General features: G+C 69.3%; 20 protein-coding genes. 19 read left to right on the top strand and 1 reads right to left on the bottom strand.

Annotated elements, in window-relative coordinates; all coding sequences use genetic code 11:
- Window positions 1-22: 22 nt before the first annotated feature.
- From OXM57_09985 to OXM57_09955, 7 genes are all read left to right on the top strand, one after another.
- A complete protein-coding gene (locus OXM57_09985) occupies window positions 23-610 on the top strand; it encodes a twin-arginine translocase TatA/TatE family subunit (GenBank protein MDE0353007.1) in 588 nt (195 codons plus the stop codon).
- Window positions 607-1326 carry a twin-arginine translocase subunit TatC gene (gene tatC / locus OXM57_09980; GenBank protein ID MDE0353006.1) on the top strand — a complete coding sequence of 240 codons (720 nt, stop codon included), beginning with the start codon at window positions 607-609 and terminating at the stop codon, window positions 1324-1326. Before OXM57_09985 ends, tatC begins: the two co-directional genes overlap by 4 nt.
- Window positions 1323-3362, top strand: coding sequence for a DEAD/DEAH box helicase (locus OXM57_09975; protein ID MDE0353005.1), 2040 nt, complete (start codon window positions 1323-1325; stop codon window positions 3360-3362). The genes tatC and OXM57_09975 overlap by 4 nt, the downstream gene beginning before the upstream one ends.
- A complete protein-coding gene (locus OXM57_09970; protein MDE0353004.1) occupies window positions 3359-4243 on the top strand; it encodes a YegS/Rv2252/BmrU family lipid kinase in 885 nt (294 codons plus the stop codon). Before OXM57_09975 ends, OXM57_09970 begins: the two co-directional genes overlap by 4 nt.
- Before the next feature lie 72 nt (window positions 4244-4315).
- Window positions 4316-4663 carry a hypothetical protein gene (locus OXM57_09965; protein MDE0353003.1) on the top strand — a complete coding sequence of 116 codons (348 nt, stop codon included), beginning with the start codon at window positions 4316-4318 and terminating at the stop codon, window positions 4661-4663.
- 52 nt (window positions 4664-4715) lie between these two features.
- On the top strand, window positions 4716-5243 hold the full coding sequence (locus OXM57_09960; GenBank protein MDE0353002.1) for a GNAT family N-acetyltransferase: 528 nt from the start codon (window positions 4716-4718) through the stop codon (window positions 5241-5243).
- A complete protein-coding gene (locus tag OXM57_09955; protein MDE0353001.1) occupies window positions 5240-5650 on the top strand; it encodes an NUDIX domain-containing protein in 411 nt (136 codons plus the stop codon). The genes OXM57_09960 and OXM57_09955 overlap by 4 nt, the downstream gene beginning before the upstream one ends.
- 62 nt (window positions 5651-5712) lie before the next feature.
- On the opposite strand, the gene OXM57_09950 is transcribed toward OXM57_09955, so the two are convergent.
- Window positions 5713-6450 (bottom strand): rhomboid family intramembrane serine protease, encoded by a 738-nt coding sequence (locus OXM57_09950; protein ID MDE0353000.1) that lies wholly within the window; start codon window positions 6448-6450, stop codon window positions 5713-5715.
- Window positions 6451-6582: 132 nt separating this feature from the next.
- Here OXM57_09950 and OXM57_09945 point away from each other — a divergent pair, with 132 nt between their 5' ends.
- From OXM57_09945 to cmk, 12 genes are all read left to right on the top strand, one after another.
- Entirely contained in the window at window positions 6583-6828 is a 246-nt protein-coding gene (locus OXM57_09945) for a hypothetical protein (GenBank protein MDE0352999.1), read from the top strand.
- Entirely contained in the window at window positions 6825-7598 is a 774-nt protein-coding gene (locus OXM57_09940; GenBank protein ID MDE0352998.1) for a TlyA family RNA methyltransferase, read from the top strand. Before OXM57_09945 ends, OXM57_09940 begins: the two co-directional genes overlap by 4 nt.
- Entirely contained in the window at window positions 7595-8416 is an 822-nt protein-coding gene (locus tag OXM57_09935; GenBank protein ID MDE0352997.1) for an NAD(+)/NADH kinase, read from the top strand. Before OXM57_09940 ends, OXM57_09935 begins: the two co-directional genes overlap by 4 nt.
- Window positions 8416-10023 (top strand): hypothetical protein, encoded by a 1608-nt coding sequence (locus tag OXM57_09930; protein MDE0352996.1) that lies wholly within the window; start codon window positions 8416-8418, stop codon window positions 10021-10023. The genes OXM57_09935 and OXM57_09930 overlap by 1 nt, the downstream gene beginning before the upstream one ends.
- Window positions 10024-10087: 64 nt before the next feature.
- Window positions 10088-11743, top strand: a complete 1656-nt coding sequence (locus OXM57_09925) for a CTP synthase (GenBank protein MDE0352995.1) — start codon at window positions 10088-10090, stop codon at window positions 11741-11743.
- Entirely contained in the window at window positions 11743-12639 is an 897-nt protein-coding gene (locus OXM57_09920) for a tyrosine recombinase (protein MDE0352994.1), read from the top strand. Before OXM57_09925 ends, OXM57_09920 begins: the two co-directional genes overlap by 1 nt.
- A 142-nt stretch (window positions 12640-12781) precedes the next feature.
- Window positions 12782-13273 carry a hypothetical protein gene (locus tag OXM57_09915; protein ID MDE0352993.1) on the top strand — a complete coding sequence of 164 codons (492 nt, stop codon included), beginning with the start codon at window positions 12782-12784 and terminating at the stop codon, window positions 13271-13273.
- A gap of 83 nt (window positions 13274-13356) precedes the next feature.
- Entirely contained in the window at window positions 13357-14115 is a 759-nt protein-coding gene (locus OXM57_09910) for a segregation/condensation protein A (GenBank protein MDE0352992.1), read from the top strand.
- Entirely contained in the window at window positions 14112-14690 is a 579-nt protein-coding gene (gene scpB / locus OXM57_09905; protein ID MDE0352991.1) for an SMC-Scp complex subunit ScpB, read from the top strand. The genes OXM57_09910 and scpB overlap by 4 nt, the downstream gene beginning before the upstream one ends.
- Window positions 14665-15432, top strand: coding sequence for a pseudouridine synthase (locus tag OXM57_09900; GenBank protein MDE0352990.1), 768 nt, complete (start codon window positions 14665-14667; stop codon window positions 15430-15432). The genes scpB and OXM57_09900 overlap by 26 nt, the downstream gene beginning before the upstream one ends.
- Window positions 15429-16682: a 3-phosphoshikimate 1-carboxyvinyltransferase gene (aroA, locus tag OXM57_09895; GenBank protein MDE0352989.1), complete on the top strand. Its 1254-nt coding sequence runs from the start codon at window positions 15429-15431 to the stop codon at window positions 16680-16682. The genes OXM57_09900 and aroA overlap by 4 nt, the downstream gene beginning before the upstream one ends.
- Window positions 16679-17359 (top strand): (d)CMP kinase, encoded by a 681-nt coding sequence (gene cmk, locus OXM57_09890; GenBank protein MDE0352988.1) that lies wholly within the window; start codon window positions 16679-16681, stop codon window positions 17357-17359. Before aroA ends, cmk begins: the two co-directional genes overlap by 4 nt.
- The last annotated feature ends 129 nt before the right edge of the window (window positions 17360-17488 follow it).

The raw sequence follows: 17488 nt of genomic DNA, 5'->3' as shown, positions 1-17488 counted from the left end.
CGTGCGCCGGTAGCATGGCACCGTGTTCGACACGTTCAGCGGTCTCGAGATACTCACCATCGCCGTGATAGCCCTGGTGGTCTTCGGTCCGCACCGCCTGCCCGAGATCGCCCGCACCATGGGCAAGTACGTCCGGGAGCTCCGCGACGCCGTCCGAGACCTTCGCGAGGGGATCGAGAAGGAGGTGGCTCCGCTGCGCGAGCCGATCAAGGAACTCCGCGAGGACCTGGCCGAGCCGGTGAGCGACGTGAAGCGGACGCTGGCCGAGACCGCCGATGCCGCCGGCGCCGTGGACCGCGACATCAGGCAGTCCCTCGAGGAAACCGGCCGGGCCGCGCCTGATGCCGCCACCCCCGTCCCGGAGACGCCGGAAGCGCCCGAGGCGCGATGGGTGGCCCCCGAACCCCCGGTGGGCGTGTCGCCCGGCGAAGCGTGGAAGGGCCTGGACGACCCGATGCCCGGGAACGTGGTACCGCTCGACGCACCGAGCCCCACTCAGGAGGAGGGCCCGGACGAGGAGGCCGCCGACCCGCCTGTAGGCGAGGACGGCGATCTGGGGGAAGCCGCTGCCGGACGTGAAGCCGACGAGCAAACGGACAGGGGCGAATGACGGAAGGAGCCGATTCCTCCGGCCAGCCGCTGATGGGGCACCTCACGGAGCTCCGGTCACGTCTGGTCAAGACCTTCATAGCAGTCGGCGCCTGCACCGTGGTCGCCTTCTTCTTCCGCAACCAGATGCTCTACCTCCTGCAGAACTCCTACAGCGAGGTGGCAGGGCGGGATCTGGTGGTGACCGGTCCCACCGACCAGTTCTCGATCGCCATGCGGATGGCGCTCTTCGGTGGGACGGTCCTGGCCAGCCCCGTGATCGCCTACCAGGCGTGGTGCTTCATCAACCCCGGCCTCACCCAGAGGGAACGCAAGTGGGCCTTCCCGGTGGTGGCGGCGCTGGTCACTCTGTTCTGCCTCGGCGTCGGGTTTGCCTACTGGAGCCTTCCCCGGGCGGTCGCGTTCCTCGTGTCGATCTTCGAGGACCTGGAGAATCTCTGGACGGTCGAGCTCTACACCCGTTTCGTGATCCGCTTCCTGCTGCTGTTCGGCATCTCGTTCCAGTTCCCCGTGTTCCTGTACGGCGCGGCTGCGGCCGGCGTGGTGAGTTCCGACAAGTTGGCCGCCGGTCGGCGCTGGGCGGTACTCATCATCGTCGTGGTAGGGGCCGCGGTGAGCCCCACCGGCGATCCGGTGACGCTCCTGCTGCTCTCGACCCCGCTCTACCTGTTCTACGAGGCCACCATCTGGCTGATCCGCCTGACCCTCAAGAAATGAGGGTTCACACCTTCTTCGAGTCGCTCCCGTTCACGGCCGACCCCTACCAGGTGCTGGCCGCCGAGATGGTGGAGATGGGCCGGTCGGTGGTGGTGACGGCTCCCACCGGCGCCGGTAAGACCCTGATCGCCGAGGCGGCCATCCACCTGAGCCTGGCCAACCGGCGCCGCGTGTTCTACACGACGCCCCTCAAGGCGCTGTCCAACCAGAAGTTCCGGGACTTCGGCGCCGTTCATGGAAGCGACCGGGTCGGGTTGCTGACCGGCGACAACACCATCAACCACGACGCTCCCGTCGTGGTGATGACCACAGAGGTACTGCGCAACATGATCTACTCCGGATCGGACCTGTCCATGGTCGACACGGTGGTCCTCGACGAGGTCCACTACCTGCAGGACCGGTTCCGCGGCGCGGTCTGGGAGGAGGTGATCATCCACGCTCCATCCCATATCCGGCTGGTGTGCCTGTCGGCGACCGTCTCCAACGCGGGCGAGTTCACCGACTGGTTACGCACACGGCGGGGTCCCACCGAGCTGGTCGTCGAGGAGCACCGGCCGGTACGGCTCGAACGGTGGTGGTCGGTCTGGGACCGTTTCGACCGGGAGGTCCATCTCCTACCGCTCTACGTGGAGGCGTCCGGCGGGATGAGGCCCAACGCCGCCATTCCCCGCCTCCTGGCTCGGCGGGGTGGTCGCCGACGCCGCTTCTCCACCCCGCGGAGGACCTCGGTGGTGGAGCATCTCGCCTTTCTCGACCTGCTCCCGGCCATCTACTTCCTGTTCTCGCGCGCGGGGTGCGACGAAGCCGCCGACCGGGTGGTCGCCGCCGGGATCCGGCTCACTGACGACGCCGAACGGGACGAGATCCGGCGCCGCGCCGAGAAGGGAACCGCCCATCTCGACTCGTCCGACCTGCGGACGCTGGGACACGACCGGTGGCTGGCCAGGCTCGAGCGGGGAGTGGCGGCCCACCATGCCGGCCTCGTGCCGGCCTTCAAGGAGGTGGTCGAGCAGCTCTTCTGCGATGGGCTGATCAAGGTGGTGTTCGCCACCGAGACCCTGGCGCTGGGCATCAACATGCCCGCTCGGACCGTCGTGCTCGACCGCCTGTCGAGGTTCACCGGCGAGAGCCACGAGCTGCTGCTCCCCGGAGAGTTCACCCAGCTGACAGGCCGGGCCGGACGCCGCGGTATCGATACGGTGGGCCACGGGGTCGTGCTTCATTCGCACTTCGTGCCGTTCGAGCGCATGGCATCGATCGCCCGGCTCGGCAGCCATCCCCTGCGGTCCAGCTTCCGCCCCACCTACAACATGCTGGTGAACCTGGTGGCGAATTACTCACGCCGCCAGGCCGAGCGGCTCCTCGCCGCGTCGTTCGCCGAGTTCCAGGACCGGCGGCTTACCAACCGGACCCGTGGCAAGGGGAGCGGCCGCAGGTCGCGCCCTCGCCGGAGCACCCTCCTGCAGAGGTTCGACCGGGCTCGGCGCCTCCTGGAACAGCGCGGGCACATCCGGGATTGGAGGCTCGAGCCGGGGGGACAGGCGCTCCGGGTCGTATACAGCGACCTGGGCCTCCTCCTCGTGGAAGCGATACGCGCCGGGATTCTCGCCGGGCTGCGCGCGCCGGAGCTGGCGGCCCTGCTGTCTGCCTTCGCCTACGAGCCCCGACGGGACGCCGACGAGCCGGAGGGATGGCCCACCGAGCCCCTCGAGGATGCCTGGAGCCGCCTGGTGGAGCTGGCGGAGGACCTCGCCGCCACCGAGGAACGCCATCGCCTGCCCGTGACCCGCTTCCCCCATCCCGGGTTCGCGTGGCTCGCATACGCCTGGGCGCTCCGGATCGACCTGGAGGAGCTCCTCGACGAGGGCTCTCTTGCCGCAGGGGACTTCGTCCGTACCACCCGGTCCGTTCTGGACCTCCTGCGCCAGGTCGGTGACGCGGCGCGGGTCCTGGGGATGGGTGAGCTCGAACGGGCTGCCAACCGGGCCCGCTCGGGCATCGATCGGGGAATCGTCACCGCCGGAGGCGTCGTATGACCCCCTGGCTGGTGCTGGTCAACCCGCACGCCGGCCGGGGCCGGTCGGCCAAGGCTGACGCGGTGGCCGCTCTCCGGTCCCATTCGGTACCCGCGGATGTTCTGGAGGTGGACGGGCTGGGCGCGCTGGGAGACGCCGTCAAAGAAGCCGCGAGCGCTGATCGGCGGCGCTTGGTGGCGGTGGGGGGAGACGGGACGGTCAACGCGGTGCTCAACGAGATCATGGCCCACGGATGGAGTGCGGCGCCGCTCCTTGGCATCCTCCCGGCGGGTACGGGCTGCGACCTGCTCCGGACCTTCGGGATCGGCCCCGACCTCGACCGGGCGGCCGCCCGCCTGATCGAAGGGACGCCCTATCCGGTGGACGTCGGCCTTGCCATGGGGGAGTGGGGACGCAGGTATTTCCTCAACGTGGCCAGCGCCGGCGCCACGGCCGCGGCCGCCAGGACCGCCCAGCGCATACCCGCCCGGCTGGGGTCGTTTCGCTACGTGGCGGCTGTCGCCGCATCCCTGCCGTCCTGGCGCAGGCTCGACGCCCGCGTCGAGGCCGGTAGGAGGGAGTTCTCCGGCCCGGCCCTCACCGTCGTGGCGGCCAACGCCCAGTTCTTCGGGGGTGGCTTCAACATCGCCCCCCGGGCATCCATGGTCGACGGGTTGCTCGACATACAGGTCATCAGCAGCCGGAGGAGGGAGGTGGCTGCCCTGATGCGGAAGGCCAGAGGCGGCGATCACCTCGCCGACCCGGGTGTCCGCCGCTTCGTCGCCCCTGAGGCCCGGATCGAGGCCAACCCACCGTGGCCGGTGGAGGTGGACGGGGAACCCATCGGCCGGACCCCTCTCCTGGTCCGGCTCCGGGCCGGAAGCCTCCGATTGATGATCTGAGACATCGGCCGTTCGCAGACCGGGTCGGGATGCGTATACTCTCGCCGCGATCAGACTTGGGGGAATAGAGGATTGGACGACACCATCCGAGACCCGTTCGACCGGGACGGCGGCAACGACCTGGACAGCGAGAACGGCGGCGGCCGAGCCGGCGACGGTGACAACGATGACGAGAACGGCAACGGCCCCGTCGAACTCGACGCCCTCGAGGCCGAGGAGCTGGAGACCGTCGAAGCCACCGAGTCGGCCACCATGCTGGTCGACGAGACCAGCGAGATTCGGGAGATCCGCCGCTCCGAGATGAACCTCGACATCGAGGCGGAGCAGATGCGGGGCGACGAGTTCGTCTGCCGGTCGTGCTTCCTACGCCTCAAGAAGGTGCAACTCGCTGCCGACGCCCTCTGTCGCGACTGCGCCTGACAGCGCACGCCTCGCGACGGCCCCCGTACCCCCCTCGCTACCGTCTGTGGCAATGGACATCTCGGTCACCGCCCGGCCCGCCGATACCCCGGACGTGGTCTTCCTGGTCGACCTCTATCGCAAGCTGGAGGCGGAGATGACCGCTATCCACCCCATGTGGCCTCGAGCCGACGGCTTGGACGAGCCTGTCGACGAGTCGTTTCTGGCCTGCCTCGGCGACAGCGGCACCCTTATCTACCTCGGCGAGATAGACGGATACCCGCTCGGCTTCATCCTGGGCGGGTCGCGGACGCTGCTCGCGCACGAGGCGGGGGTGCGGGTGGCCGCCATACGCATGGTCTTCGTGGAGCAGGAGGCCCGAGGCGTCGGAGTGGGGGAGGTGATGCGTGACGCGCTCATGGAAGCGTTCCGCAGCACCGGCCACCAACTCTTCGACTCCCATGTCCTACCCGGGCACCGCCTAGCCAAGAACTTCTTCGAGGCAGGGGGCTTCGCAGCCCGGTCGATCATCATGCATCACAGCGATCTGGGCGACGGTGGGCGCCGCATCCGCGCCCACTACCGGCCGCCGGCCGAATGATGAGTATCCGCCGATCACCGCAGGTCGGTGTGGGCGTGGTGGTGGTCGACCAGGGCCGGATGTTGCTGGTCCAGCGCGGCAGGGGCATCCTGGCTGGCTCGTGGGCCATACCGGGGGGCAAGGTCCGCTACGGCGAACGCCTCACCGACGCCGCGGTCAGGGAGGTTCGGGAGGAAACCGGTCTCGAGGTGGCGTTGGGCGAGGTGGTCTGGGCCGGGGAGTCGCTGGGAGACTCCGTGCCCCCCGAGCACCATTTCGTGCTGGTGGACTTCACCGGCAAGGTGACCGGCGGGGAAGTCCGCGCCGGGGACGACGCCGCCGATGTCGTCTTCGTGCCGCTGGCGGAACTGAGGTCGTGGCCACTCACCCCGACGATGTACGACCTACTCGACCGGCTGGGTCTCTGACCCTGATTGTCCGTGTCCCGGTCACACACCTCAGCCACGAGTGATCGGGGTCGAAGAAGGACTCAGGCGTAGAGGGTCGGACCCCTTCTCTCGGCCAGGCGCGCGGTCAGCCCCCGCCGCAACATCAACGTCACGAACATCCCGAAGACGAATCCCGCCACGTGGGCCTCCCAGGCGATTGCCGATGTGCCGCCTGCCAGGAGGAACTGGGCAGCCAGCCAGAGCAGCAGGAACAGGGCGGCCGGCATGCGGAAGGGGAGGGGAACCGGCACGATGATGCTCAGCACCCGCGCTCCGGGGTACAGGACGAAGTATGCCCCCATCACCCCGGCAATGGCGCCCGAGGCGCCCACCAGCGGGGCCGTGGAATCCGGATTCAGCGCCACGAAGCCGAAGGTGGCCATCACGCCCGACAGCAGGTAGAGCAGCAGGTAGCCGCCCCGGCCGTAGGCGTCCTCCACGTTGTTGCCGAACAGCCAGAGGCTCCATACGTTGCCGATCAGGTGGGCGAGGCCGCCGTGCAGGAAGATGGAGACCACCACGCTGAGCGGCACCGACTTCTCCGGGAACACCGAGCGGCCGTCTCCGGCGACGCACCGTTCGGACCGGATCTCGTCCAGGGAGACCGCCTCGTTGGTGCTGATCTCGCACCCGATGGCCGCCCGGCGGACCAGGAACTCGTACTCATCGACCGGATCCGCCGGCTGGACCAGGAAGTAGACCGCCACCACCGATGCGATCAGCAGCAGCGACACGACTGGTCGCCTGAGACCCGGGTTCAGGTCACGGATCGGAATCATCCGGCCCGCTTCCGGTTGGGTGTGCCTGCCTCCATGCACGGACCACCCTAGGAGGGTGCGGCTCCGAACGCACGGAAGGGTCCCGGCCGGCGTGGGGTAGCAATCCCGGCCTGACGCGCAATAATGAGGAGCATGAGCCAAGCCCGCGAGCGACCCACGCATCCGGAGCCGGAGGACCAACCACCCACGGACACCACCATCGAGTCCTACGTGCGCGCCGTCGAGGGGTTGGACGCCGGCCGGGTGGCGGGTCCGGCGGCCGCGCTCGCGGAGCTGCTCGAGGCCCGATTGGCGGGCGCTGACGCCCCGCAGGCTCGCCGGGTGCTCGACGAGCTGCTGGCCGACTCGGGCCACGAGTCCCACCATCTCGGGGAATGATGCGGCGACTGGACGTGGAGATGGTCCGGCGCCGGCTGGTCGGTTCGCGGAGCGCCGCCGCCCGGGCGATCCGTGAGGGGAAGGTGATCGTGGCCGGCATACCGCTGCCGAAGCCGGCCACGCTGGTGAGTAAGGGCACCCCGCTGCGTTGGGCCGCGTCCCCCCCACGCTATGTCAGCCGGGGCGGGCTCAAGCTTGAGGCCGCCTTGGAGGAGTTCGGTATCGACGTCGCGGGACTCGACGCCGTCGACGTGGGTGCCTCCACGGGGGGCTTCACCCACTGCCTCCTGGAATACGGCGCAGCTCGGGTGGTCGCCGTCGATGTGGGATACGGGCAGATGCACGAGTACCTCCGCAGCGACCCGAGGGTCACGGTCGTGGAACGGACCAACATCCGGCACGCCGATGCCGACCACCTCGGGGCGCCCTTCGGCGTGGTGGTCGCCGACGTCTCCTTCATCTCTCTGCTGACGATCGCCCCGGCCCTGGTTGGTCTCGGGAACGCCGCCAGCCACTACGTCCTGCTGGTGAAGCCCCAGTTCGAGGCCGGACCCGGCTCGGTCGACCGGCGGGGCGTGCTGCGCGACCCGGCGCTGTGGAGCCGGACTGTCGCCACCACGGTCACCGGACTGTCGGCACGCGGCCTGGGGGCGCTCGGCCTCCTCCGTTCGCCCCTCGAGGGGGCCAACGGGAACCGAGAGGTCCTGGGATGGTTCCGACAGGGTCCCATGGTCATCGACCTGGAAAGGGCCGTGGAGGGTCTCCGATGAGGATCGCGCTGGTCCCTCACATCCGCCAGGGCCACACGGTGGCCTGGACGAGGGCCCTCGTGGCCGCCCTCGGGGACCGGGGAGTCGAGGTGGTGGCGGCGCCGGACGCCGCCGACCTCATCGGCGTGGCCTCGACCACCTTCGGCGAGAGGGACGGCCTCGACCTCGTGGTGGCCATCGGAGGCGACGGAACGGTTCTGAAGGCGGTACGGCTGGGGAGGGGCAGCGGGGCACCGGTCTGCGGGATCAACGACGGCCGCCTGGGTTACCTGGCGGAAGCCCTACCCGACGATCTTCCGGCTTTCCTGGACCGGATGGCGGCCGGCGAGTGGCTCACGTCGGAGCGGATGTTGCTGGCCGCCTCCATCAACGGCGCCCCTCCCACGATCGGCCTCAACGACGTGGTGGTGGAGAAGGTGGAGAACCAGCGGACAGTCCGCCTCGCCATCTCGATAGACGGGGAGCCCTTCATCAACTACCCGGCCGACGGGGTGGTGGTGGCGACCGCGACCGGCTCCACCGCCTACAACCTCTCTGCCGGGGGGCCGCTCATCGACCCGGCGCTGGACGTGATGGTGATGACACCGGTCGCGCCCCATTACCTATTCTCCCGAGCCATGGTGTTCCCGCCGCATCACAGGCTCCGTTTCGAGGTCATGGAGGACCGCCCGGCGGGAGTGGGCGTTGACGGCAGGGAGATCGCCATCATGCGTCCGGGTGACTGGATCGAGGTCGAGGGCGCCGGTCACGTGACGTTCGCCCGCTTCGCCGAGCGTTCCTTCCCGGCATCCGTGAAGCAGAAATTCTCGCTGGCCTGATGCTCGACGAGCTGTCGGTTGCCAACCTCGGAATCATCGAGACGGCCCGGGTGGGGTTCACGCCCGGGATGGTGGTGGTGAGCGGCGAGACCGGAGCGGGCAAGACGCTGATGCTGGGCGCCCTCCGGATGCTCACCGGGGCCCCCGCTCGTTCCGGGCTCATCGGGCCGCACGGCAAGGAGGCACGGGTCGAGGGCAGGTTCTTCCTGGACGGGGAGGAGGTGGTTCTCGCCCGCTCGATACATCCGGGGGGAAGCCGCGCCTACCTCGACGGACGGATGGTCCCCGCCCGAGCGCTGGCCGAGCGGCTCGACGGGGTGGTCGAGATCGTGGGCCAGCACGATCCGCTCTCTCTCACCCGGTCCCGGGCGGTCCGGGCCTTGATCGATCTCCGGCTGGGTTCGGACCCTGTACGGGAGGACTACCGGGATGCCTGGCAGGCGCTGCGCGAAGTGGAGGCGCTCCGGGCGGAACTCGGTGGCGGCATGCGGGCGTTGGCGCGCGAGATGGATCTGGTGGCCTACCAGGTCGGCGAGATCGATCGGGCTGACTTCCGGCCGGGCGAGGACGAGGAATTGGAGATGGATTCGAGGAGGCTCGGAAACGCCGAGGAGGTGGCCGAGCTCCTGGCGGAGGCGCACCGGGACCTGAGCGTGGCCCGCGAACGCGTCGGCCCGGTGGTGGATGCGGCCCGGCGCGTCCGGGACCTGGATCCGGCCCGAGGCCCTCTCGCCGAGCTCGTCGAGAGCCTCGAGGCCACCCTCACCGACACGTTGAGCGCCACCCGGGAGGCGTGGGAGGTCACCGAGCCGGACCCCGCCGCGTTGGCCCGTGTCAACCGGCGCCTGAACCTGCTGGGCGACCTGCGCCGCAAGTACGGGTCGAACATCGAGGAAATCCACTCCTTCCGGCGCCGGGCGCGTGCCCGCCTGGCGGAGATCGAGGCCCTGGTGGAGCGCGCATCCCGCCTGGACGCGGAACATGACACGGCTTGCGGGCGCCTGCTCGAGGCCGGGCGAGAACTCCTGCTCGCTCGCCGGGACGCCTCCGCCCGGATCGCCGAGAGCGCCTGCGGGCACCTGCGAGAGCTGGGGTTCGGCGATCCGCTGCTGCGGGTCGAGATCGGGAAGACCGAGCCACGGGCGTCCGGGGCCGACACCGTGGAGTTGCTATTCGCCTCGGACTCCCGGCTCGTCCCCGGCCCGGTGGGCAAGATTGCCTCCGGGGGAGAGCTGAGCCGCCTGGTCCTGGCGCTACGGCTGGCCTCTGGGACCGGCGCCGCCCGGATCGTGGCCTTCGACGAGATCGACTCGGGAGTGGGAGGGACGACTGCCCTGGCCATGGGTTCCAAGCTGGCCCGCTTGTCCGAGGACCGCCAGACCCTCTGCGTCAGCCACCTTCCCCAGGTGGCGGCTTTCGCCGATTCGCACATCGTGGTGGAACGGGAAGGTCCCCGCGCCGGGGTGAGGTTGGTCGAGGAGGACGCCCGCCTCCGCGAGCTGTCACGGATGCTTTCCGGGCTGGCCGACTCGGAGCGGGGCCATCATCATGCCCGCGAGCTCCGTTCCCTCGCCATGGCGAGGCGTGCGCCGGTCCCCGCCGGGTGAGTACAGACCGTATCGCCCCGCACGATCCCCGGTCCCCATGTTCCGTTGTGGTAGCGTCTTGCCGGTGACGAAGTTCGTGTTCGTGACCGGCGGGGTGGTCTCCAGTCTGGGCAAGGGGATCACGGCCTCCTCCCTCGGTCGGCTCATGAAGGCCCGCGGCCTTCGAGTGGTTAACCAGAAGCTCGACCCCTACGTCAACGTAGACCCCGGCACGATGAACCCCTTCCAGCACGGCGAGGTCTACGTGACCAACGACGGCGGAGAGACCGATCTCGACCTCGGCCACTACGAGCGCTTCACCGATCAGAGCCTGAGCCGCGACTCGAATGTCACCACCGGATCCGTCTACCTGGCAGTGCTCAACAAGGAGCGGAGGGGCGACTATCTGGGCGACACCGTCCAGGTGATCCCGCACATCACCAACGAGATCAAGGACCGCATTCGCCGCCTGGGGGACCGGGACGATGTGGATATGGTCATCGCCGAGATCGGTGGAACGGTGGGAGACATCGAGATCCTGCCGTTCCTGGAGGCGGTCCGCCAGTTCCGGAACGATGTCGGGTACCGCAACGTAGTCCACATCCACGTCACGCTGGTTCCCCAGATCGGTCCCACCGAGGAACTCAAGACCAAGCCCACGCAGCACTCGGTGGCCGACCTGCGATCCCGGGGCATCCGTCCCGACATCATCGTGGTCCGCTCGGAGAAGCCCATCGACGATGGAGTACGCAACAAGATCTCGCTCTTCTGCGATGTCGATCCCGACGCCGTGATCCCGGCCCCTGATGTGGAGGACATTTACGAGATGCCCCTCATCCTGAGGGATCACGACCTGGATGATGCCATCATGGAGATGCTCGGCCTGGACGCGCCCGAACCCGACCTGGCCGACTGGCAACGGATGGTCGGGCGCGCCCTGGCCGCGACGCGCACCGTCAATATCGGGCTGGTCGGCAAGTACACGGGCCTACCCGACGCCTACCTGTCCGTGGTGGAAGCCATCCGCCACGGGGGCCTGGCCAACAACGTGCGGGCCCAGATCCAATGGATCCCCGCCGAAGACCTCGACGGACTTTTCGGGAGCTCCCACCTGGACGACCTGGACGGCATCCTGGTCCCCGGGGGATTCGGCATCAGGGGCATCGAGGGCAAGATACGGGCGGTGACGCACGCTCGTACCAACCGGATTCCCTTCCTGGGCCTCTGCCTGGGCCTCCAGGCCGCCGTGATCGAGTACGCCCGCAACGTGCTCGGGCTCCGCGATGCCCATAGCACCGAATTCAAGCCCATGACGCCCCATCCGGTCATCGACCTGATGGTGCGCCAGCAGGGTGTATCGGACAAGGGTGGCACCATGCGGCTGGGTGTCTACCCCGCCCGGCTCAGGGAGGGCTCCCTGGTTCGCCGACTCTACGGGGCAGAGTTGATCTACGAGCGGCACCGGCACCGGTACGAGGTCAACAACCGCTTCCGCAAGGACCTCGAACAGGCAGGGCTGTCGCTGACGGGCATCTCGCCCGACGAACAGTTGGTGGAGTTCATCGAGCTGGCCTCTCACCCCTATTTCATCGGCACCCAAGCCCATCCGGAGCTCAAGTCGCGGCCCCTCGATCCGCATCCTCTGTTCACCGGCTTCATCGCCGCCGCGGATCGCTACCGCCGGAGCCGGGAAGCGGCGCCGGAGATCCTCGGGAGCGAACGGGAGCCCGGCTACGTCTAGTGGAGGCCTCCAGGTCGCTGCGGGGCCATCTGGACGGCTATCTGGCCGTCCTGTCGGTGGAGCGGGGCCTCAGCGACAACACCATCACCGCCTACCGGAGCGACCTGGAGGCCTACCTCGACTACCTGGGTGACCGGGCCACCACGCCGGACCTGATCGACGGCTTCCTGGCCGGCCTCCATCAGGAGGGCATGCGTCCCACCACCATCGCGCGAAAGCTGGCCGCGGTGCGAGGCTTTCACCGGTTCCTGGTGGCTGAGGACCAGGCCCCGGACGATCCCACCCGGTTCACCGAGACGCCCAGGACGCGCATGGGCTTCCCGAAGGCGCTCGATGTACACGATGCGATCCGGCTGGTGGAAGCGCCGCCCTCCGGCACGGCGCTCGGAAGGCGTGACCGGGCGCTACTGGAAACCCTCTACGGCACCGCTGTCAGGGTCAGCGAACTGGTCGACCTCGACCTGACCGATCTGGATATGGAGACGCTGAGCGCCATGGTCACCGGCAAGGGCGGGCGTCAACGCCTCGTACTCCTGGGCAAGCCCGCCGTCCGGGCCATCGGCGCCTACCTGCCCGACCGGATCGAGATGTTGCGGAGTCGAAGGGATCACGATGCCGTGTTCGTGAACGCCCGCGGCGGGCGGCTCACCCGCCAGGGCGTCTTCGGGATCGTCCGCGCCCATGCGGAGGCGGTGGGCATACCCCGAACCCGGATCTCGCCCCACGTGCTCCGCCATTCCGCCGCCACGCACATGGTGGAGAGGGGCGCAGACCTCCGCACGGTGCAGGAGATCCTCGGGCACGCCAGCCTCTCCACCACCCAGGTCTACACCCGGATGTCACTCCAGCACCTACACGAGGTTTACGTGGAGGCCCATCCGAGAGCCCTGCGGTAGGAGGGTGCTGAAAAATGTCCAGTTGCTCCGCATCCGGTAACGGAACCCCGGGTCGAGGTGTGAAGGGCCGACCATCGCCGTCTTTCTCAGCACCCTCCAGAATGTCTCGCGACCCGGTCCGCCACAGGTGAAGGAACCGAGGATGCGCCCGCTCCACCTGGCGGGCCGCTTCCTCGACGTGACTCTGGCGCGACGGCTGCGACCGGGGGAGCAGGCCGAGGTGGCGGCGTTGCTGAGGACCGATGCCGAACGGTCGATGTACTGGGACCAGCCCCGGGCCGATCAGCGCCACGGGTTGGCCGCGGCTCGACTGGTCCGGTCAGCCCGGCCCCTCCGCACCGACCTGGTTCGGGCGGCGTTGCTACACGACGTGGGAAAGCGCGGCTCCCGGCTAGGACCGTTGGGACGGTCCCTGGCGACCATCCTGGGCCGGCTCGGCATCAGGGGCCCGGCTCGATTCGCGGCCTACCTGGACCACGGACGGATTGCCGCACGGGAGCTGGATCGGGCCGGCGCCGAACAGCTGGTGGTCGACTTCGCTCTCCATCATCACCGCGAGCGTCCGGAGGGGATTTGTCGTGAGGACTGGAACCTACTCCAGGCGGCCGACCGAGCCGTCCTCCGAAGAAACTGAGGAGCGCGGACGGGATCGGTGTTCCTCGGTTTCCGCGCAACCGGCGCCTACTATCAGCGTATGACGGGTCGAGACGCGCGGGCATGACGTACGAGGTCGAGACTCCCGTCTTCGTCGGTCCTTTCGACCTGCTCCTCAAGATGGTCACCCGCCGCCATGTCGACGTCATGGAGGTCAACATCTCCCGCGTCATCGAGGACTACCTGGCGTCCATCGAGGAGAGGGAGGTCAACCTGGAACTGGCCTCCGGTTTCGTCCTGATGGCGGCGATGCTCATCCACCTCAAGGCCCGTTTCCTGCTGCCGGAGCCCGACCAGGTGGACCTTGAGGACGAGATGGAACTACTCGACCAGCGGGACCGGCTGCTGGCTCGGCTGCTCGGCTTCCTGACCTATCAAGGCGTCGCGACGGTCCTCCGCGAGCGCCTGACGGAGGGTTCGCGCCATGTGGGTCGCTCCGCCGGCATCGACCAGGACCTCGGCACCCGCCAACCGCCATCCCTACCGGACGGGGTGACACCGGCCGCGCTGGCCGAGATCATGACCTCCCTCAACGAGGAAGTACGGGCCGAGGCGGAGATCCCGATGGATCATTTCGACCTCGACCTCCCGTCGGTGGAGGACGCCATCGCCGCCATCCGGCAGAGGGTGGCCGCCGAGCTCGAGTCCACCTTCGAGCGACTGGTGGCGCACTGCTCGAATCGGGCGGAGGTGGCCGCCTACTTCCTGGCGGTCCTGGAACTGGCCCGATGGGGATTCGTGTCCGTATCCCAGCAGGACCCGGACGACATCTCGGTGCGCCATTCCGATGCCGGCCCCGCCGGTAGCCGGATGGGGCTGTGAATACTCCCGCCGCCCTGGAGGCGATCCTCTTCGTCGCCGAGCATCCCGTTCCCGAGTCCGAGCTGGCCCAGGTCCTGGAGACACCGCTGACCACGATCAGGGAGCTCCTGAACGACTGGGCGCGCCGGCTGGAGGCCGATGACCGCGGCATCGCTCTCCGCCACGTGGCGGGCGGGTGGCGCCTCTACACCAAACCGGAGGCCTTGCCGTATCTGGAACGCTTCGCCACCACCGGCGACGGCGCCCGGCTGTCGCCCGCGGCCCTCGAGGTACTGGCCGTGGTGGCGTACCGCCAACCTGTCACCCGCGGCCAGATCTCCGAGCTACGCGGCGTTGACTCCGCCTCCGCCCTCCGGACCCTGGTGCGCCGCGGCCTGATCGCCGAGGAGGGCCGGCTGTCCACCCCGGGCCATCCCGCCATCTACGGCACCACCGGCCGCTTCCTCGAAGCCCTGGGCATGGCGTCCCTGGCCGATCTGCCGCCCCTCACCGACCACATGCCAGCACCCGAGATGGCGGAGGCGCTGGACCGCCCGCCGACCCGCTCCGGTGAACTCCCGACCACCGAGGGCTGAACGCCTTCAGAAGGTGATCGCCAGGAGCGGTCTGGCCTCCCGCCGGGTGGCCGATTCGATGATCCTCGACGGTCGGGTGACCGTGGACGGGCAGACCGCCGTCCCCGGCCAGAGGGTGGATCCCGGCCGGGCCGAGGTCTTCGTGGACGGGGTTCCCCTTCCCGTGGATCCCGGGCTCGTCTACTACCTGTTGCATAAGCCGTTCGGGGTGATCAGCACCACCAGCGACCCCCACGGACGTACGCCGGTTGTCGATCTGGTGCCTCCCCTCCCCAAGGTGTATCCGGTAGGACGCCTCGATGCGGACTCGACCGGGTTGCTGCTGCTGACCAACGACGGCCCGTTCGCCAACCTCATCGCCCATCCGCGCTCCGGCATCACCAAGACCTACGAGGTGCTGGTGCGGGGGAATCCTTCCCCGGCCGACCTGTCCCGCCTACGCCAGGGCATCGAGTTGGACGATGGACCGGCCGTGCCCGTAGCGGTCCGCAGGATCGGTGCGGCAGGAGGACGATCCCATCTCGAGTTGGTCATGGCCGAAGGACGCAACCGGGAGGTTCGCCGCCTGTGCGCGGCGGCCGGCTATCCCGTGATGCGCCTCCACAGGGTGGCGATCGGCGCCCTGCGCGACCGGGCGCTCAAGCCCGGGGATTGGCGGCACCTCGACGTTGCCGAGGTGCGGGCGTTCCATCGCGACACTCGTGCAAAGTCGGAGGTCCACCACGGCGGGACGCCGGGATGAAGACCTACGAGGTCAGGCCGCGCACGGTTGCCGGCCGCACGGTCAGGCCGCCGGGCTCCAAGAGCATCACCAACCGAGCGCTGATCGCCGCCGCCCTCGCCGCGGGGGAATCCCGCCTCGCCAACCCGCTCCGGAGCGACGACACCGGCGCCATGATCGGCTGTCTCCGGAGTCTGGGTGTCCACATATCGGCCGTCGCCGACGGGTTGTCGGTGAGATCCGACGGCGCTCTTCGCGGCGGCGGGCGCCTCGACGCGCGAGCCTCCGGAACGACAGCCCGCTTCATCACCGCCGCGGCGGCGCTCGCCGACGGTCCGAGCGTCATCGACGGAACCGCCCGGATGCGGGAGCGGCCCATCGGCTCCCTTGTCACGGCGCTCCGGGATCTCGGGGTGGAGATCGACGCCGACCGCGACGGCTCCTACCCGCCGGTCCGGGTATCCGGAGGCGGCATCCACGGCGGCCGGATCACGATAGACGGGACCGTGTCCAGCCAGTTCGTCTCGGCCGTACTGCTCAGCGCTCCGCGAGCGGTGCGAAGCGTGACCCTCCGGCTGTCCGAGGGGACGGTGTCCCGCCCCTACCTGACCACGACGTTGGAGGTAATGGCCTCCTTCGGGGCCGATGCCCGCTGGGTCGGACCCGACACGATCACCGTCGCTCCGACCGGCTACCGGCCGACCCCGTTCGAGGTGGAGGCGGACGCCTCCGCGGCCGTCTACCCGTGGGCGGCCGCCGCCGTCACCGGCGCCACCATCACGGTGGCCGGCATCCACCCCCGTAGTACCCAGGCCGACATGGCCGCTCTCGGCGTGCTGGAGCGGATGGGATGCACGGTGACCACCTCCGGCAGGGGGATCGCGGTGACCGGTCCTCCCCGGCTGGAGGGCGTGGACGCCGACCTCAACCATTGCCCGGACGCCGTACTCGGCCTGGCGGTGGTCGCCACGTTCGCGCGCTCCGCCACGAGGTTCACCAACATCGCCAACCTCCGCGTCAAGGAGACCGACCGGCTGGCCGCCCTCGAGACCGAGCTCACCAGGCTGGGCGCCCGGGTGGAGACGGGCGCGGACCGTATCGAGATCCATCCCGGTCCGGCCCGCGCGGCGCGTATCCGTACGTACGACGACCACCGGATGGCCATGTCCTTTGCGATCGCGGGCCTGGTCCGGCCCGGAATCGTCATCGAGGACCCGGACTGCGTGGCCAAGACCTGGCCCGGATTCTTCGACATGCTCGAGAGCCTGTGACCGCCGCCGCCGAGTCGGTGGTGGCCATCGACGGACCCGGCGGGGTCGGCAAGACCACGGTCTCCCGGGGGGTGGCGCGAGCACTCGGCTACCGGAGCCTCGACACCGGCGCCTTCTACCGGGCCGCCGCCCTGCTGGTGAAGTTCCACCGGATCGATCCCGAGGACGAAGCGGCGGTCCTGGCTGCGCTGTCCGGCGCCGATCTCGACTACCGGGACGGCGCCATGCTGGTGGAGGGCGTCGACGTCAGCGCGGCCATCCGCGCGGAGGGCATCACCGCCGCATCCTCCCGCGTGGCGCGGCTCCCGGGTCTCCGGCTGGTGCTCGTGGAGCGCCAGCGGGCCTGGGTGGCGGCGCGGGAGGGTCGAGCCGTGGTCGAGGGGCGCGACATCGGAACCGTCGTCTTCCCCGGAGCGGCCGTCAAGATCTATCTCGACGCCCCGCCCGACGTGAGGGCTCGCCGGAGGGCCGGAGAGACATCCACCACGCTCGGGGAAGTCGCCACGCAGCTGGGGAGGCGGGACCGGCTCGACTCGACGCGGGCTGCGTCCCCTCTCGCCCGGGCCCAGGACGCGTTGGCCATCGACACCGGCGCCCTCACTGCCGACCAGGTGATAGCGCGGGTGCTCGAACTCTGCCGCGGTCGGGGCATCGAGCCTGCCGGCCACCCCGCTTAAGGACGGCCCCGGCGCCCGGGACTAGAATCCGCGACCCGGGTGCATATTCATAGCCGGCATCCGCAAGACGCACGGCGGTTCCTCTTGTCCCCTCCGAAACCTCTCGTCGCCATCGTGGGCCGACCGAAC

This window comes from bacterium (assembly GCA_028820935.1).
In the GTDB taxonomy this organism is placed as follows: domain Bacteria; phylum Actinomycetota; class Acidimicrobiia; order Spongiisociales; family Spongiisociaceae; genus Spongiisocius.
The sequence above is the reverse complement of the archived record's forward strand: the minus strand, read 5'-3'. Positions and strand labels throughout refer to the sequence as shown.

Excerpts from the sequence above, each read along its gene's own strand:
- tatC (MDE0353006.1), top strand. The coding sequence starts at position 607 with ATGACGGAAGGAGCCGATTCCTCCGGCCAGCCGCTGATGGGGCACCTC.
- OXM57_09975 (MDE0353005.1), top strand. The coding sequence starts at position 1,323 with ATGAGGGTTCACACCTTCTTCGAGTCGCTCCCGTTCACGGCCGACCCC.
- OXM57_09970 (MDE0353004.1), top strand. The coding sequence starts at position 3,359 with ATGACCCCCTGGCTGGTGCTGGTCAACCCGCACGCCGGCCGGGGCCGG.
- OXM57_09960 (MDE0353002.1), top strand. The coding sequence starts at position 4,716 with ATGGACATCTCGGTCACCGCCCGGCCCGCCGATACCCCGGACGTGGTC.
- OXM57_09955 (MDE0353001.1), top strand. The coding sequence starts at position 5,240 with ATGATGAGTATCCGCCGATCACCGCAGGTCGGTGTGGGCGTGGTGGTG.
- OXM57_09950 (MDE0353000.1), bottom strand. The coding sequence starts at position 6,450 with ATGATTCCGATCCGTGACCTGAACCCGGGTCTCAGGCGACCAGTCGTG.
- OXM57_09945 (MDE0352999.1), top strand. The coding sequence starts at position 6,583 with ATGAGCCAAGCCCGCGAGCGACCCACGCATCCGGAGCCGGAGGACCAA.
- OXM57_09940 (MDE0352998.1), top strand. The coding sequence starts at position 6,825 with ATGATGCGGCGACTGGACGTGGAGATGGTCCGGCGCCGGCTGGTCGGT.
- OXM57_09935 (MDE0352997.1), top strand. The coding sequence starts at position 7,595 with ATGAGGATCGCGCTGGTCCCTCACATCCGCCAGGGCCACACGGTGGCC.
- OXM57_09930 (MDE0352996.1), top strand. The coding sequence starts at position 8,416 with ATGCTCGACGAGCTGTCGGTTGCCAACCTCGGAATCATCGAGACGGCC.
- OXM57_09915 (MDE0352993.1), top strand. The coding sequence starts at position 12,782 with ATGCGCCCGCTCCACCTGGCGGGCCGCTTCCTCGACGTGACTCTGGCG.
- OXM57_09910 (MDE0352992.1), top strand. The coding sequence starts at position 13,357 with ATGACGTACGAGGTCGAGACTCCCGTCTTCGTCGGTCCTTTCGACCTG.
- aroA (MDE0352989.1), top strand. The coding sequence starts at position 15,429 with ATGAAGACCTACGAGGTCAGGCCGCGCACGGTTGCCGGCCGCACGGTC.